General features: G+C 61.7%; 10 protein-coding genes and 1 pseudogene. 8 read left to right on the top strand and 3 right to left on the bottom strand.

What is annotated here, in order from left to right; all coding sequences use genetic code 11:
• The first annotated feature begins 120 nt into the window (after window positions 1-120).
• Complete coding sequence (locus tag HNQ08_RS25450) at window positions 121-1,056, top strand: AAA family ATPase (protein WP_184138034.1); 936 nt, start codon at window positions 121-123, stop codon at window positions 1,054-1,056.
• Window positions 1,053-1,952: a ParB/RepB/Spo0J family partition protein gene (locus HNQ08_RS25445; protein WP_184138033.1), complete on the top strand. Its 900-nt coding sequence runs from the start codon at window positions 1,053-1,055 to the stop codon at window positions 1,950-1,952. The genes HNQ08_RS25450 and HNQ08_RS25445 overlap by 4 nt, the downstream gene beginning before the upstream one ends.
• Window positions 1,953-2,045: 93 nt before the next feature.
• On the opposite strand, the gene HNQ08_RS25440 is transcribed toward HNQ08_RS25445, so the two are convergent.
• Both HNQ08_RS25440 and HNQ08_RS25435 read right to left on the bottom strand, forming a co-directional pair.
• Window positions 2,046-2,831, bottom strand: coding sequence for a site-specific integrase (locus HNQ08_RS25440; RefSeq protein WP_229790284.1), 786 nt, complete (start codon window positions 2,829-2,831; stop codon window positions 2,046-2,048).
• A gap of 26 nt (window positions 2,832-2,857) precedes the next feature.
• Window positions 2,858-4,798 carry an AfsR/SARP family transcriptional regulator gene (locus HNQ08_RS25435; protein WP_184138031.1) on the bottom strand — a complete coding sequence of 647 codons (1,941 nt, stop codon included), beginning with the start codon at window positions 4,796-4,798 and terminating at the stop codon, window positions 2,858-2,860.
• A gap of 664 nt (window positions 4,799-5,462) precedes the next feature.
• Here HNQ08_RS25435 and HNQ08_RS25430 point away from each other — a divergent pair.
• The 4 genes and pseudogenes from HNQ08_RS25430 to HNQ08_RS25415 all read left to right on the top strand — a co-directional run bounded on the left by HNQ08_RS25430 (window position 5,463) and on the right by HNQ08_RS25415 (window position 11,953).
• Window positions 5,463-7,388: a beta strand repeat-containing protein gene (locus tag HNQ08_RS25430; protein ID WP_184138030.1), complete on the top strand. Its 1,926-nt coding sequence runs from the start codon at window positions 5,463-5,465 to the stop codon at window positions 7,386-7,388.
• A 370-nt stretch (window positions 7,389-7,758) separates the two neighbouring features.
• Window positions 7,759-8,853: an amidohydrolase family protein gene (locus tag HNQ08_RS25425; protein ID WP_184138029.1), complete on the top strand. Its 1,095-nt coding sequence runs from the start codon at window positions 7,759-7,761 to the stop codon at window positions 8,851-8,853.
• Between the two features lie 200 nt (window positions 8,854-9,053).
• Window positions 9,054-10,865 (top strand): hypothetical protein, encoded by a 1,812-nt coding sequence (locus tag HNQ08_RS25420; protein WP_184138028.1) that lies wholly within the window; start codon window positions 9,054-9,056, stop codon window positions 10,863-10,865.
• A gap of 292 nt (window positions 10,866-11,157) precedes the next feature.
• Window positions 11,158-11,953, top strand: a pseudogene (locus tag HNQ08_RS25415) (IS5 family transposase).
• Window positions 11,954-11,958: 5 nt separating this feature from the next.
• Here HNQ08_RS25415 and HNQ08_RS25410 read toward each other — a convergent pair.
• Window positions 11,959-12,483, bottom strand: coding sequence for a HEAT repeat domain-containing protein (locus HNQ08_RS25410; protein ID WP_184138027.1), 525 nt, complete (start codon window positions 12,481-12,483; stop codon window positions 11,959-11,961).
• Between the two features lie 357 nt (window positions 12,484-12,840).
• Between HNQ08_RS25410 and HNQ08_RS25405 the strand changes: the two genes are divergently transcribed.
• Together HNQ08_RS25405 and HNQ08_RS25400 are read left to right on the top strand one after the other, a co-directional pair.
• Window positions 12,841-13,830, top strand: a complete 990-nt coding sequence (locus HNQ08_RS25405) for a tyrosine-type recombinase/integrase (RefSeq protein WP_184138026.1) — start codon at window positions 12,841-12,843, stop codon at window positions 13,828-13,830.
• A 323-nt stretch (window positions 13,831-14,153) separates the two neighbouring features.
• Entirely contained in the window at window positions 14,154-14,693 is a 540-nt protein-coding gene (locus HNQ08_RS25400; protein WP_229790283.1) for a site-specific integrase, read from the top strand.
• Window positions 14,694-14,769 lie beyond the last annotated feature (76 nt).

Genomic DNA, 14,769 nt, shown 5'->3' with positions numbered 1-14,769 from the left:
GTGTCCTAGACGTTTCGACTAAGCAATGAGCATCTGGGGAACAACGTTGTTCCCCGCTCTCCACACACCGCTTTTGGGCAAAACGTTGCGCTCGCTTCTTAGATTGAGCAAAATACGGGCATGAGCGCAAAACCCAAACGGTCTATCCCGATCAGCGCCGCCCACACCCAGCTCGGCCAGCAGGTGAAAAATTTGCGCCCAGGCGAACCTGTGACCCTGGCGCGGCATGGCAAACCTGTTGCCGGACTGGTCTCCGTCGAGGACCTGCAGGCCATTGAGCGCGGCGCACAGACCACCACCGTTCTGATGGCGTTCAACCATGCGGGCGGCGCGGCCAAGACCAGCAGTGTGCGCGACATCGGGTACGAACTGACCGAACTGGGGTACCGGGTGCTGCTGCTCGACATCGATCCGCAGGCCAACCTGACCACGTGGCTGGGTGTGCACGACGCACCAGTTGAGCGCAGCTTGCAGCCGGTGCTGGAGGATTACGCGCCGCTGCCAGAGCCGTACCGGGTACATGGCATGGATTTGATCCCCAGCCACCTAGCGCTCGCACGCACGGACGCCAGGCTCCCCGGCTACACAAACGCCGAGGGCCGGCTGCGCTCAGCCATCGACGCCGTCCGTGCCAGCGGGGCCTACGACTTCGTCCTGATTGATCCGCCGCCGAGTTTGGGCAAGCTGACCGCCAACGCGGCGAATGCCGCCGACTGGGTGATCGTGCCGGTGCCTGCCCGCTACAAGGGCCTGGTGGCCCTGGACGGCCTGCGCGAGATGCTCGGCGAATACACGCGGACCAACCCACGCCTGCGGGTGGCCATGTACCTGGTGACCCAGATGGAGAACACCGCGCACAGCAAGGAAACGCACGAGGTCTTTCAGCAGGTGCTGGGATCAGAACTGGCGGGGCCGTTGACGTACCGCCCGGCCATCTACAACCGCTGCCAGCCGATTGGAGAGCCAGTAGGCGTCAATGCCCCGGACTCGGAAGCCCGGCGCGAGGTCCAGGCCGTGGTTCAGACGCTGCTTTCACGCATCGGGCACAGCGTATGAGCCGCAAGCTCAGCGCGGGCATGCAGGCGGCCCTCAAGCGCACGCAGGCCGTCCACGAGGATATCCAGAGTGTGCAGCGCAGCCGCCCGCCCGTGCAGTACGTGGCGCTCGGGGACCTGCGACCCTCGCCGTTCCAGGCGAGGATGGACCTGAACGATCTGGACAGCCTGGCCCAGGACATCGCGGCCAATGGCGTTCTGCAACCCCTGCTGGCCCGGCCGGTTACCGGAGGAGGCTTCGAGCTGATTGCGGGCGAGCGGCGCTGGCGGGCCGCCGAACGCGCGGGTCTGGCCGAGGTCCCAGTGATGGTGAGGGAAGCCACGGACGAGCAGGCGCGGCTGTACGGCCTGCGCGAGAACCTGGAACGCCAGGACCTGAACGCGTACGAGGTGGCCAGCGTGGCCCTAACCTTGATGGGCCTGAGCCTGGGGCAGTCGCCGGAGGAGGTGCGGTCACAGATCACGGGCCGAGGAGAACCGTCGGCTGAGGTCAGCGCGGCCCTGGAGGAGGCCTTAGGCGTGCTGGGACGAAATTTGACGCGTCTGAGCTTTGCCAAGCATTACCTGCCGCTCTTAGACTTGCCCGATGAACTGAGAGCGGCCATTCAACGTGGGGCACCATTCAACGCCGTACGGCTGCTGCGGCGGGCGAGCACCGAGCAGCAGGCCGAGTGGCTCCCCCGCGTCGAGTCTGGGGAATGGGGGGTGCGCGATGTGGAGGCTGCGCTCCTGGCCGGACGGACCGCCCCAGCGCCCTCAGAACCGGGTGATCTTGTGCAGGAAACGCGGCGGGTCCTTAAGCTGGCCGCACCGCGCCGGGTGGGCGCGCTGGACGCCCGCAAACAGACACGACTCAGGAAGTTGTTACAGGAGGTCGAGCAGCTTCTCAAGGAGTAACAGGGGAGAGGAGGCCGCAAACGCTCAGCGGGGAAGGGTGGCGGTGTAACGTCGGCCACAGGAGCGCCACTCCCTGGGGTTATACCAGCACCCTTACCAGTAACGGACTGCCTTCTTGCCCGCCCGCGCGTAGTCCACGTAAATCTCACTGCTGTCGACGGTGCGGTGGCGCAGGTGGTCCCGCACGGCCAGCAGATCCCCACTTTCGCTGTAGATCGGGGTGCCCGCGATGTGACGTAGGCCGTGAACCTCGCGCCCCGCATAGCGCACGCCCGCCTCCTGGCACAGCCGCTTCAAGGCATTCTCCACGCTCTGATGGGTATGGATGGTCAGCACGCGAGGGCCATAGTTGGGCGTCGCAGCCAGCAATGTTCGCAGCGCCTCGACGGCAGTAGGGGAGAGTGCCACCTCCTGGCGGCGTTGCCGCTTGCCGGTCACGGTCAGATATGGCTCGGGCGCATCAAGGCGCAATTCCCTTCTGAGCAGCGTCGTCATCTCCGTCGCCCGCAGCCCCACGTGTGCGCCGAGCACGACGATCACCGCGTCCTGGACTCCCGCATGCCGCAGCAGCAACGCCACATCTTCGGTGGAGTAGGGTTTGCGCTTTTCCCACCGGGGCACCGGATCGCTGGCGGCCCGCACGTCCAGGGAGGGTGCAGCCTCACATGCTCCCCTCCAGCGCAAGGCGGCATACAAAGCCTTGCCCGCACTCAGGTGCACGCGCACGCTGCTGGGGGCGAGGCCCGCGCCTTCCAGATGACGGACGTACCGGAAGCCCGTGTTTGGCCCAGGACGGAGCAGGCTGACGCCCGCCGGACCTGCCCAGGCCAGAAAGGTATTGAGGCCTGTGCGGTAAGCCTCCAGGGTGTTGACGCTCACGCGCGCGCCCCGGCAAGTCGTAGAGGTTACTTTAATCGCAGCGCCTTGAGCCGCTCGTACCACTGCGGCACGGTTGGGTCGCTCGACACCACGCCCTCCACGCATTGCTGTGCCTGCGTCTCCCACTGGAGCGGATCCAGCGTCAGGGCAGCCGCAGCCCACTCGTACTTCACGTTGCCGTTCTCCGTCAGGGGCAGGAGCTCTAATGCGGTTCTGAGGGCAATCTCTGCCTCCTGCTGCTGTCCCATCCTATGCAGTGCCAGAGCGCTACAGGTCAATGATGTCGCTGACAGCGTGACGTTGGCACCTTCGCGTTGTGGCGCGAGAGCTTCGTAAGCCGTTTCGAAGTCTCGCTTCAAAAGATGAGAAAATCCGGTGGCGTTGACGAGATGCAAGGAGAAGTTAGGTGAACCGTACGCAGCGCCTTCATGGGCAAGCTGGAGACTACGATCCGGTTCACCCGTGATGTTGAAATGCCACAGCATGAACGAAATCACCTGTGGCAGAACGAACGGATCATCGTGCTCGTACGCCGCTTGCAAGGCCAACTCATGCCAGTGCCGAGCGGCCTTGTAGTGTTGCGTCGCGTCGTTCACGCGCGCCAGAATGCCGTAAAGCATTGCGGGCGAATCGTGCACTGGTAGCGTCTTGAGCGCAGAATGCGCGATTTCTGTCGCACGTCCATGCAGACCCATCATCACGTTGCTATACGCGGCCGTGAACGCGACCTCACTCGTCGGTTCGGAAACGAGGGTGAGCGCCCTCTCCGCGTATTGACGTCCGCGGTGATATTGCCCCTGGTCAATAGCGAGGTTGGCGAGGACATCAAGGGCGAGCGCGGCAGGCAGCCCCTTCGAGTACCGCTTCAGGAGCTGACGCGCTGCCCACTCTGCACCCGCATGGTCGCGCAGTTGGTAGGTGCTGAGCACTTCCCTGCTCCATTCGGTGGCCTCGAGCGGTCTGCGGGGAACGAAGGCAACAGGCATTTTGCGACCGAAGCTATCGAGCAAGGCAGATCGATGCTGACGAACGTCTTCTTCGCTCTCTGCCTCTTGGCGTCCCCTTCCTTCTTGAGCGCTGAGCCACAATTGCTGGGTCACGCTCTCGAGTGCACGCAACAACTCTTCCTCGCTTGGGCCAGATTGCGCATTCTGGTGCGCAGCCCAGCGTGCGAGAACCTTAGGGTGGTCAGGTGCGAGATCAAGGGCGCGACGCAAGCACTTCGTTGCCTGTTCTGCAGTGCCTGTCACCGCACACTCGAGGAGTGCCTGGAGATGGGCTTCAAGCAGCCGAGCTTCCGATTGATCTGCCCAGTCGAGCCAGGCCTCGTTGTCCTTGTAGCGCAGGCCAGCCATAAATTCGTGCCAGTAGCTCAGGAGCGCTTCGGAATTGCGAGGAGAATTTAAGACATCGATTTCAATGCGTGACGGGTTGAGTCTGAGGAGGCTGCCCATCTCCTGCAGAAGACTTGCATGCGCGCCTAGAACTTTACGGAGACTGGACAGAGCGGCCCGCAGACTGTGTAACGCTCTTTTCGTTTCTTTTGCCCACAGGAGATCTGCGAGGCGCAGCCGTGTCGAGGGCCCATCAAGTGCGAGCACCGCCAATACACTGAGCGCGCCGCTTCCGCAACTGACCTCTTTTCCATCCACGAAAAGGCGAGGTGGCCCTAGCAGCCGCAAGTGAACGCCTGGTAAGGGAAGAAGCTCCTCGCTTGATGCCATAGGCTGCGTGAAGTTCGACTGGGACACCTTGAACGTTCCTCTGATAATGGATTTGAGAAGACTTGGGAGGACATCTCGAAGCCCCGTACGCAAGCTGAAAATGCTTAAATAAGACATTTTACATAAACGCGCTGAACTTTTCATTTCAGAGGTGTGGGCGGGTAAGTGGACGGCCTCAGTCGGCCGGCCGTTCCGGAGGGCCGCGCCAACCAGGGCGAACGCCCATTCCAGGTAGCGGTGCATGAGCTGTGTCTCCCACCGGGAGTGCCACTCGTTCCGGGCAGGACTGTCGCGGATGGTCAACCCCGACGGGAAAGCGCCTGGCCACGACAAGACAAGAAGAAAGTGGCCGGCTCCTCGGTTTGCAGCTGCTGAGCCTTGATGCCGGTCAGCTGCAAACCGAGGTGGTAGGTGGTGCGGGCGTCATGGCGGAGGAGCGATGTGTCGCTGAGTAACGGTACAAAGCTGCTGAGGGTGGCGTGCAGGCTCTGGCGGGTATGATGGCGGTCCTATTCCCACAGGGGCGAGGCCAGGGTTTCTTGTGGCGTAGAGCCATCCAGAGCGAGAATAGATAACAGGACCGCAGCTTTGCGGGAACGCGGCTGAAGGGGAGCGCTGTGATGGAGCAGACGTGGGGGCCAAGGACGGCACACGACCAAGCTCTCGTCATGGGGTCACCTGAAAGTACAGGGGAGATAAGGCCGCTGGGAAGAGATCTTTGCAGATCAAAGTCCGCCTGTATCCGATTCTCGGGCGCCCCTGACGACGCAGGCAGAGGTCCACAGTCCTGACGGCGCTGGACGTTGACGCCGAATTGACACCCTCTCCTTCACACTCGCTTCACCCTTGATGGTGGCGGGTGGTGCTACCCCTCCCTCCGTCACCTTCCGGGGCAGAGGGGGTCCCTATGAACGCACCACTGGTCCGGCTCGGTCTTCCATTACTGTCCCTGTCCTTGCTGCTGGCAGCCTGTGGGGGTGGCGGCACCGTCAATCCACCGCCCGGCACGCCCATCACCAGCACCGCCGACAGCGGCCCAGGCACCCTTCGCGAATTGCTGGACAGCGCCGGGGCAGGAGACACCCTCAGGCTCGACTCCGGCACAATCACTCTGGTCGGCCCACTCAAAGTCACCAAAAGCGTGACGCTGAACCTGGGCAGTAGCGTCATTGATGCGAATAGTAAGGGCCGCGCCCTGGAAATCCCCAGCGGTGTCACGGTGACCATCACCGGCGGCACACTGAAGGGCGGCACGGGAGCACCCATCACGCTCGCAAATGTCGGCCAACAGGAGCTGACCGTGGCGACCTACGGCGGCGTGCTGGTCAACGAGGGCACGCTGACGCTGGACGGCACCACCGTGACGGGTGGCAAGGCCAACATGGGCGGCGGCATTGCCAACCTCAAAGGGGGAACGCTGACCCTCAAGGGAAACAGCAATGTGACGGGCAACACGGCGCAAGTGCTGCCAGAGAACAAGGAGGAGAGCAGCGGTGGGGGCGGCGGCATCTTCAACAAGGGCACGTTGGAAGTGGAAGCGGGCAGCGTCAGCACGAATACAGCCACCTACTCTGGCGGTGGCATCTACGGTGGGGTGGGCAGCGCCACGACGATCAGTGGTGGCAAGGTCGACGGCAATACCGTGACCGCCCCGGTGGTCCAGACCGAGACAAACACGACCGGCAGCGCAGGCGGCGGCATCTACAGCAACGGCGAGGTGACCATCACGGGCGGCAGCGTCAGCGGGAATACAGCGTCCTATTTTGGCGGCGGGATCACGGTGCAGTCCACCCTGGACGCGCAAGGCAACCTGGTCCAGCCGAAGATCACTATGAGTGGTGGCAGCATCGAAAACAACCGACTGACCGACACGATGAACGCCGGCGTGGGCGGAGGGATGTGGACGAACGGCGATCTCACCATGACGGGCGGCACGGTCAAGGGCAACATGGCTTCGTATGGCGGCGGCTTCGTCGTGTACAGGAATGCCAGCATCACGGGCGGCACCTTCGAGGGCAATACGGCATCCAAGAGTGGCGGCGGCCTGCTGCTGATCACCCCCGCCAGTCGCGCCACCAATTCCACCGTGACCTTCGGCGGCACCGCCACCGTGAAGGGCAATTCGTCCGGTGAAGACGGCGGCGGCATCTCGGTCAGCCGTACCATCCTGACCATGACCGGCGGGACCGTCACGGGGAACACCACAGTTAATACAGGCGGCGGCATCAGCTTGGGCGGCGGCACCAACAGCACCATTGAGGGCGGTGTGATCAGCAACAACAAGGCCACCGGCAGCACCGACGGCGGCGGCGGCGTCCGCGTGTTCAGCAACGGCAAGCTAACCCTCTCGGGCGGTGCGATCAGCGGCAACAGTGCGCTGCGTACCGGCGGCGGCCTGGTGGTAGGCGGACAGGTCACCATGACCGGCGGCGAGATTAGCAGCAACACGGTAACAGGGAAGGGCGATGGACAGGGCAGCGGCGGCGGCGTGCAGATGTACGCCAGCTCCACCTTCACGGCCAGCGGCGGCAGCATCAAGGACAACACCGCGTGGTACGGCGGCGGTGTCTTTGTGGGCGGCGCATACGAAAACAGTCCCGGCGGACAGTTCGCACTATCTGGAGCCACGGTGAGCGGCAACAAGGCCACAGACGGGAACGTGGGCGGTGGCTTCTTCAACGACGGCAAACTGACCATCTCCAGCGGCAGCGTGACGGGCAACACCGCGCCGCGCAGCGGTGGCGGCGTGTTCAACTCCAAACGGGCCACCTACGCCCAGCCCGGCGGCAGCGTCACCGGCAACAACCCCGATAACGTGTTCAACGAGCCCTAAGACAAGACTCGTTGCCAGACCATCAGCCGAAGTTGGCCGGGAACGCCCCTATGAGCGTGTCCAAGGCGAGACTTGCTGTGATGGAAGTCTTTGCGGCAGGGCCCGACAGGCATGTTACCGATCGTCGAATTGATGATTGACGAAGGCTGGGCATCGCGCCCAGCTTTCGCAGCCAGGAGGATCACCCTGGACCGCCTGGTGTGCGGGCTGTGAGCAGAGCCTCTCAGGGCGTTCCCTTGTCAGGTGTGTCGTGGGGGCCCAACCTCCAGAAGTGGACCATCGACCAGCACACGGCTTTCGAAATCGCACTTGCATTCGGGTGGCCGCCGTGTCTAGCTGAGCACCAAAATCACAATGTTCCGGAGGAAAGATGTCAAGCGACGACGGGAAGATATTTAACTGCCACACGCATGTTTTCACCAACCTGCATGTTCCCGACCAGCTGCTGCCATTCAGGCTCGTGCCCTGGCTTAGGCGACCTCAAAATCGGGCATTGGCCTCCCGAATAATCCGCCTGATCAATCCTGTGCTGAATGTCTATCATCGTGTGTTCGGCGTGCCGGAAGAAAGCAACCGTGTTACGCGCCTCATGGCCCTGCTCGAGGTTGCTGGCCTTCAGACTCAACAACAAATCTTCAGGGTTCTTGAGCAGCAATACCCACCGGGGACACGGTTCGTGACTTTGTCGATCGACATGGACTACATGGAGGCAGGAGTTGCAAGCCGTGACTTCCTTCAGCAGATCCAGGAGCTTGCTGCGCTTAAACAAACCTTCGGCACCCTGGTGCGGCCCTTCCTGGGCGTCGATCCTCGGCGTCCCGGCCTGCTCGCTCTCGTGCAGCGCGCCCATCAGGAACAGGGATTTTGCGGCTTGAAACTGTATCCCGCCCTTGGGTTCCTGCCGGATGACCCAGTGTTGTACGAGGTATATGCGTATGCGCAGGAACACGAACTGCCAGTGGTCTCCCACTGCTCTAAGGGTGGATTGATGTATCAAGGCAAGATCCCACCTCACCCCGTCACCGGGCAGACCATGACACGCATGGAATATGCGAACTACCTGTCGCATCCGAAACGTTTTATTCCTGTGCTTAAGGAGTTTTCAGAGTTGCGAGTGTGCCTAGCGCATTTTGGTGGAGCTGGCGAGTGGCGTGCATTTCTCAATCAGTCGCGCCAGATCCCGAACGCGCAAACGTCGTGGTTGGACGTCATTGCCGACATGATGAGGATCTATCCAAATCTGTATACCGACCTGTCCTACACTATTTCGGACGTCAGTCTGATGCCTTTGGCGAAAGTGATGGTGAACACAGGAGAACTCCGGGATCGAATTCTTTTCGGCACTGACTTCTTTGTCGTCCGGGCTGAAACGACTGAGCGCGAATTCAGCATCCGCCTGCGTGGATATCTGGGTGAGACGGATTTCTGGCATATCGCCAATCACAATCCCAGAAAATTTTTATGACCTCACCCCCATTACTGTTGGCTGTCCGTGCCGATCCGAGGCCTCGTGTGTTCTGACACTGCGAGACGGCAGGGCCCACAACCTTACCCAACACTGCCACCAAACCATTTCATGCCACCCTGTTTTCTACAAGTGCTGCGCGGCGTCGATTCACGCAGCAGCTGTGTCTCGTATGTGTTCCAAGCGTTCAAGGAGTGGAGATGCAACGAGCTGCCAGAGTGTGGTTGACCTGTCTTTTGCTGGTTGGTTTCGCTGGAAAGGCGGAGGCGTTCGGTAAGTTGGGAAGGGCGGTTCAGAGCGTCGGCGGTGCGATTGGCAACGGCCTGCAGTCTATCGTCGAAGGAACGGGCGCAGTGCTGAACGGCGGGCTGGACGCGGTCAAGGACGGTGCGGCGGCTGTCGCGGATGTGGTCACGGATATCGCTGGGGCCGTCGGCAATGCGCCTGGCAACGTGGTCAAGACCGTCACCAAGGCGGCCGAGGACCTGTTCAGAGAAACTGGAGTGGCTTGGGAGAACGTCACGGAAGCGGTTGGACGCGCGGGAACGGACAGCTGGCGTGAATCGCGCGTCGCTATCACGAACGCGGGCGTCGCGCTGGAAAAGTCATTTCAGGACACTGGGAAAGCCGCGGAAAAGGCCGGGCAGGACACCTGGGGAGAACTCGGCCGGGTTCCAGGGCACGTGGAGGACACGCTCAAGGCCCTCTACAACTTCAACGTCGGCTTCGTCGAGGGCGTCGCTCAGAATCTGTCTGAAGCGGAAGTTCGAATCCGCTCCGGAAAATTCGTAGATGCAGTCTGGCACTTGAGTTTTACAGTCCTGACCAGCAGTGAAGAAGCAGCCGCGGAGGCGGCGCTGGACAGCACATACCTCCGGACCATTGGCACGCTGGCAGCAAGCACTTACGGTGGGCCGCAGGGAGCGGCTGCATACGCAGCGTGGTTGACGTACCGGCAGTCGGGGGACCTCAGCCTTGCCGTACGTACCGGGGTGATCTCTGGCGTTTCCTCAGCAGCGTTCGCCGCCGCAGACTCGATTCCTCGTGACTCTGCCTACGACAAGCTCAAGCGCACCATCGTGACTGCAGCAATTGGAGGAGCAGGCGTGGCTGCTGCTGGAGGAGACGAGGAAGCCATTCTGAACGGCATGTTGATGTCCGGGGCCATGGTGGTGGTCAAGGATGCCTACGCCGATTACATGAGCAGGGGAGACGCCGGCCCCATCAATTTGGATCCAACCGATAGCGATAACGTTCCCGCCTATTGTTTTCGTGGGGAGGTGCCTAGCTTACCAGGTACGGCGTGCACTCCTCTGCCGGCCAAGTATCAGGAGAAGCTTCCAGACGGCAGCTACAAGATCAAGGTGATAGACCCGAGGGACCTCGATCCGAAGGTGCCACAAGTTGGTCTGAAGGACGTTGTGCTGACCAAGGACGCCACAGGGTTGGATCCAGCGCTTAACGTTGCGAAAGTGCAGTTCAGTGAACAGGGTTTCGTGATGGAGGCATTGAGCAAAGTCCCGGGCGTCCAAGCTGGCGCGCTACTCCACGACACATGGCACATGAGCTGGGCGCCACAGATCGTGTTGCAGACAACATTCATTCCTGCATTTGCCATTTCGTATTACGGCACGGTGGCGCCCATACAGGAGAATATCCGGGAGACAGCGCTGGAGAGAGCCATCCGGACGCGCGAAGTGTTTACGGAAAAGGACATGAGGATTCCACTGGAGCCCACTGTCCGGACACAGGAAACGCAGGCCGCAATCTTGGGGCTGGCACCAGAACAGGGACAATCCTCAAGCGCCTCAGCGCAAGCGCCAACCTCGTCTGAGGGCGCCCTGGTAGGCCAACTGCCACAGGGATATGCAGCGCGCCGCAAGCAGCACAACTACTCTACTGGATTGGGCTTCTACGGCCAGCTCGCCGCTTGGGGCGCAATATTCGCTGCGACGAGTTCCCCTCCAGGAAAGAAACGCATCAAACGCAGGAGACGGCTGACAGTAAAGTAGTCCCGCTAGCTTGCGTCCTTATCGCCTGGCACGGCTCTGGCAAGTTAATCAGGGAAGGGCCGAGTTAGGTCGGTGGCCGCCTGAAGTTCAGACGGCTCCTTTAACTGCAGCTCGCCACGCCGAATGAGCATGATCCTGGTTTGATCTTCAAAGGTCGGCGAGCACAGTGGTTTGAGTGTGCTAGTGGACCTTCGAAACGCGGGCGTGGAGGGCCAAGAGGTTGGGACAGAACGCAGGGGAGTCAGTACAGGGCCTTCCCACTCCCCATCTCCACCTCCAGTAGCCTCACGCGGTGCTTGATCATCTAGTTCCCGACGAGCTCTGGCGCGAACTCTCCCCCTCCTTGACCGTCTACCAACAGCACGCCTTGGACGACCCCGCCTTCCCAACCGGCAGATCCTTGCAGGCATCATCTTTGTCCTCAAAACCGGAATTCGCTGGGCGATGCTGCCACGAGAACTCGGATTTGGATCAGGCAAGACCTGCTGGCGCCGACTGTGGAGTGGCAACGTGCAGGTGTCTGGGCGCGCGTACATCACATCCTGCTCAACCGACTGGCAAGTGCAGGTCGGCTGGACTGGTCAAGATGCTCAATGGACTCATGCAGTATCCGTGCCATCGGAGGCGGTGAGTACACCGGCCCCAATCCGGTTGACCGAGGGAAGCCCGGTACCAAACGTTGCCTTCTGGTGGACCGCGTCGGAACGCCGCTGGCCGTGGTGCTCGCCCCAGCCAACCTGCACGATTCCAAGTTGCTGGAACCGACGTTGGACCGTGTTCCAGCCGTCAATCCCGGACGTCCAGGACGGCCGCGGTTCCGTCCTGACAAGCTCCATGCCGACAAGGGCTTTGACTACCCGCGCTGTCGAAGGGCTTGTCGGCAGCGCGGAATCACCCCCCGAATTGCACGACGAGGACTGGAGCCACGGGATCGTCTAGGACGTCACCGCTGGGTGGTAGAGCGTACCCTGAGTTGGCTGAGCGGTTTTCATCGGCTGCGGGTGCGCTTCGAGCGCCGAGTCGAGGTGCATCTTGCCCTGACCCTGTTGGCTTGCGTGTTGATCTGCGTGCGACAACTAAGCACGTGAAGGGATCAGAAGGCGTCGTGCCCAAAGTACTCGTCAAGCAGTTCAACGTGTTCAGTGTCCGTCACACTCGGGCGAAGTGAGCGCAGCGCTTCTCGCGCGGCGGCACTTCTGTTCTGTGTCAAGGCGAGCAAAGCCGCGTCCTGCTCGTCTATATCCCCATGTTGGTACACCTTGAGCAAGGGCATAACAAGCTGGTCGTCAGAGAATAAGGCGCTGAGTTCAGCGGCCCTAAAGCGCACGCCAAGGTGCGGACTGCGCAGCGCGGAGATAAGGTGTGGAACGACGACGTGGGCAGGGTGTGGCATGAAGGCACCGTCGAGGAGTTGGTAATGGCCGAAGCCGCTCTTGTCGCCGCAACTGCCGAGCAGCAGGGGCAGACTGTCGGCGTCAGGGTGCGCTTCAAAGTACTTCCGTGCTTGGTGGAACTGGGTGAGTAGGGCTCGGGCGAGGTCGGGTTGACGTGCGAAGGAGTCGTCGGTTGGAAGGGGTTGGTGGGCACGCAGGAAAGCAATGGCCTCGTCACGGATCACAGTCGCATCCTACGTCGCTGCTTTCTGTCCTAACCTCTTGATGCACCACGTGCGTCCAGACTCTCGGGTCACGGCCACACTCCGTTCCAACAGCAGTTCTTCAATGTCCCGGGAGCTGAGGGTGAAGCGGTGATAGAGCGTTTGCGGCATAGCCGATGACTGCCAGGGGAAACCGGGAGCCGGGAAGCTTCTGACCGCTCAACACCGCGCCACCCTACCCCAACAACTTGCCACAACCCCTCTGTACCAAGTTTGCGCTACACCTGACATGCCCAGTGTTTGGTTCGTCAGAATCACTGACGCGATGGCAAATTGAGAAGTATGCATAAGACGAGTTATTGGTACATAATCGGGGATATGACCCTCGACCTGTACCGCGGCGGCCTTCAGGACCGCAGCCGAACCTGGACGGCCCTCCACCCCGACGAACGCAAACGCCGCGCCAAAGAGGCCGCCGCCCTCAAAGATCCCGAAGGTCTCTGGACGCTCACCGAAGCCCATCTCACCCAGCACGCCGCCAGTGGCGTCCTCACCAGCAAACACACCCTGACCTCATACCGTGCTGGGCTCAGAGCCTTCCTGAAACACGCCGACCACCGAGCTTGGAACATCCTGCGGCCGAGCTGGGAGGACGCGCAGGACTGGGTCGGCGACATGCTGGCCACCGGGCGTTCCATCGCCACCGTCCGGGTCCGTGTGGCTGCAGCGGCCGCCCTGTATAAAGCGTTGCGCTGGGCGGATGCGACGGAGGCGCACCCCTTCGAAACGGTTGTCATCCCCAAGGACCGCCGCCACGGCCTGGAAAAGAACGCGCCCTATACCGAGGCACAGGTAAACTCGGCCCTGCGGGCCGCAGAGCTTCATCCCACGCGCAGCGCTGAACTTCACGCTCTGTTGCTCGTCCTGGCCCACGGCGGGCTGCGCATCGACGAAGCGCTGAACCTGAAGTGGAGTGACGTGCAACTCGTTCCACCGATGCCAGGGCTCACGGTGCGACTCGGCAAAGGGCGCAAAAGTCGGGGCGTGCCGCTCAGTCCCCGTCTGCGCGCCGCATTGATGGCGTACCGGGCGCTTCCCCGTACAGCCCGTCATCGCGAAGAATTCATCTTTCCGTACCGCACCTGGCGCGGGGCGGCTCGTCACGTCCAGCCGCTCTTTGCAGACATCGATGGTGGAGTCTTCCGAGGGTTTCATGCACTGCGCAAAGCGATGGGCTCACGCCTGTACGCACAGCTCGGGGATTTCGCAGCGGTGGCAGAAGTGCTCGGGCATGCTGACATCAACACCACTCGGGGGTACGTCCGGATCGGCGAGGAGCGAGCCCGAACCGCAATGGACAGTTGGTGATGGGGGGCAGCTCATCAGGTACAGCAAGATGAGTAAATCATGAGGCCCTAGAATGGACGAGAAGGCCTCTTCAAAAGGTCCCGAGGGATAAACCCACCCGCGATCCTCACCCTCGCCAGGTGCTCTGCCCGCCCAGAGGTCGCTCAAATGCGCGAGTCAATACCGCTCGAAAGTGTGCCTCACGTCAAGCCTCCTTCAGCCCATGCTAGGGCCCCGCACTGACTGCTCTGGTGACCCGCAACGGCACGAAGAATGCGTCCGATGTTGCCTAGTCCCACTTCACCGCCCGGCGGGCGCGTGTTTCTCTCTGTTATCTATGGGGTGTGACCCTGACTCTCGACGTCATTCGAACCACCGCATTTGACCTGGCCAGGAGCTGGAGTGACCTCAACCCTGAAGAGAGGAGACGACGGGCCGTCCTTGCCGTCCGGGATCAGGATGCAGAGACCCTCTGGACTCTGACCGAGGCCTACCTCACCCTGCACGGGTCGAGCAGGACGGGAACCAGCCCCCGGACCCTCAAGGCCTACCGCTGGGCGGTCAACCGGTACTTGACCTATGCGGGCACTCAGGCGGTCAATCTCCTTCGGGCGAGTTCGAGTGACGGCGTCCGGTTTGTGCGCAGCGTCGAGGCGGAGGGTCTGAGTCCCTCAAGCACCCGCGTGCAGCTCGCTGGCGTGCGACTTTTCTATTCCGCGCTGCGCTGGGCTGAAGCGACACAGGCGGCCCCCTTTAACGACGTCAAACCCGTGCGGGAGAAGACCGCCGCGTGGGACAAACGCAGCCCGTATACCTACGAGGAAGTCCAGTCCCTCCTGGAGCACGCTGATGAGCGCATGCAGGCCCTATTGATCACGGCGTAAGTGTGGGCTGGTAAGCTGAAGGTGTGGTCGAATGGCATCCTTCCAAATACTCCCGTGCTCAGCTGGAAGAACGTCG

The sequence above is a fragment of the Deinococcus humi genome (assembly GCF_014201875.1).
GTDB lineage: Bacteria > Deinococcota > Deinococci > Deinococcales > Deinococcaceae > Deinococcus > Deinococcus humi.
Note: the sequence above shows the minus strand (reverse complement) of the source record. Positions and strands in the feature narration are given on the sequence as shown.

Excerpts from the sequence above, each read along its gene's own strand:
- HNQ08_RS25435 (WP_184138031.1), bottom strand. The coding sequence starts at position 4,798 with ATGCACCGCTACCTGGAATGGGCGTTCGCCCTGGTTGGCGCGGCCCTC.
- HNQ08_RS25430 (WP_184138030.1), top strand. The coding sequence starts at position 5,463 with ATGAACGCACCACTGGTCCGGCTCGGTCTTCCATTACTGTCCCTGTCC.
- HNQ08_RS25425 (WP_184138029.1), top strand. The coding sequence starts at position 7,759 with ATGTCAAGCGACGACGGGAAGATATTTAACTGCCACACGCATGTTTTC.
- HNQ08_RS25420 (WP_184138028.1), top strand. The coding sequence starts at position 9,054 with ATGCAACGAGCTGCCAGAGTGTGGTTGACCTGTCTTTTGCTGGTTGGT.
- HNQ08_RS25445 (WP_184138033.1), top strand. The coding sequence starts at position 1,053 with ATGAGCCGCAAGCTCAGCGCGGGCATGCAGGCGGCCCTCAAGCGCACG.
- HNQ08_RS25450 (WP_184138034.1), top strand. The coding sequence starts at position 121 with ATGAGCGCAAAACCCAAACGGTCTATCCCGATCAGCGCCGCCCACACC.
- HNQ08_RS25405 (WP_184138026.1), top strand. The coding sequence starts at position 12,841 with ATGACCCTCGACCTGTACCGCGGCGGCCTTCAGGACCGCAGCCGAACC.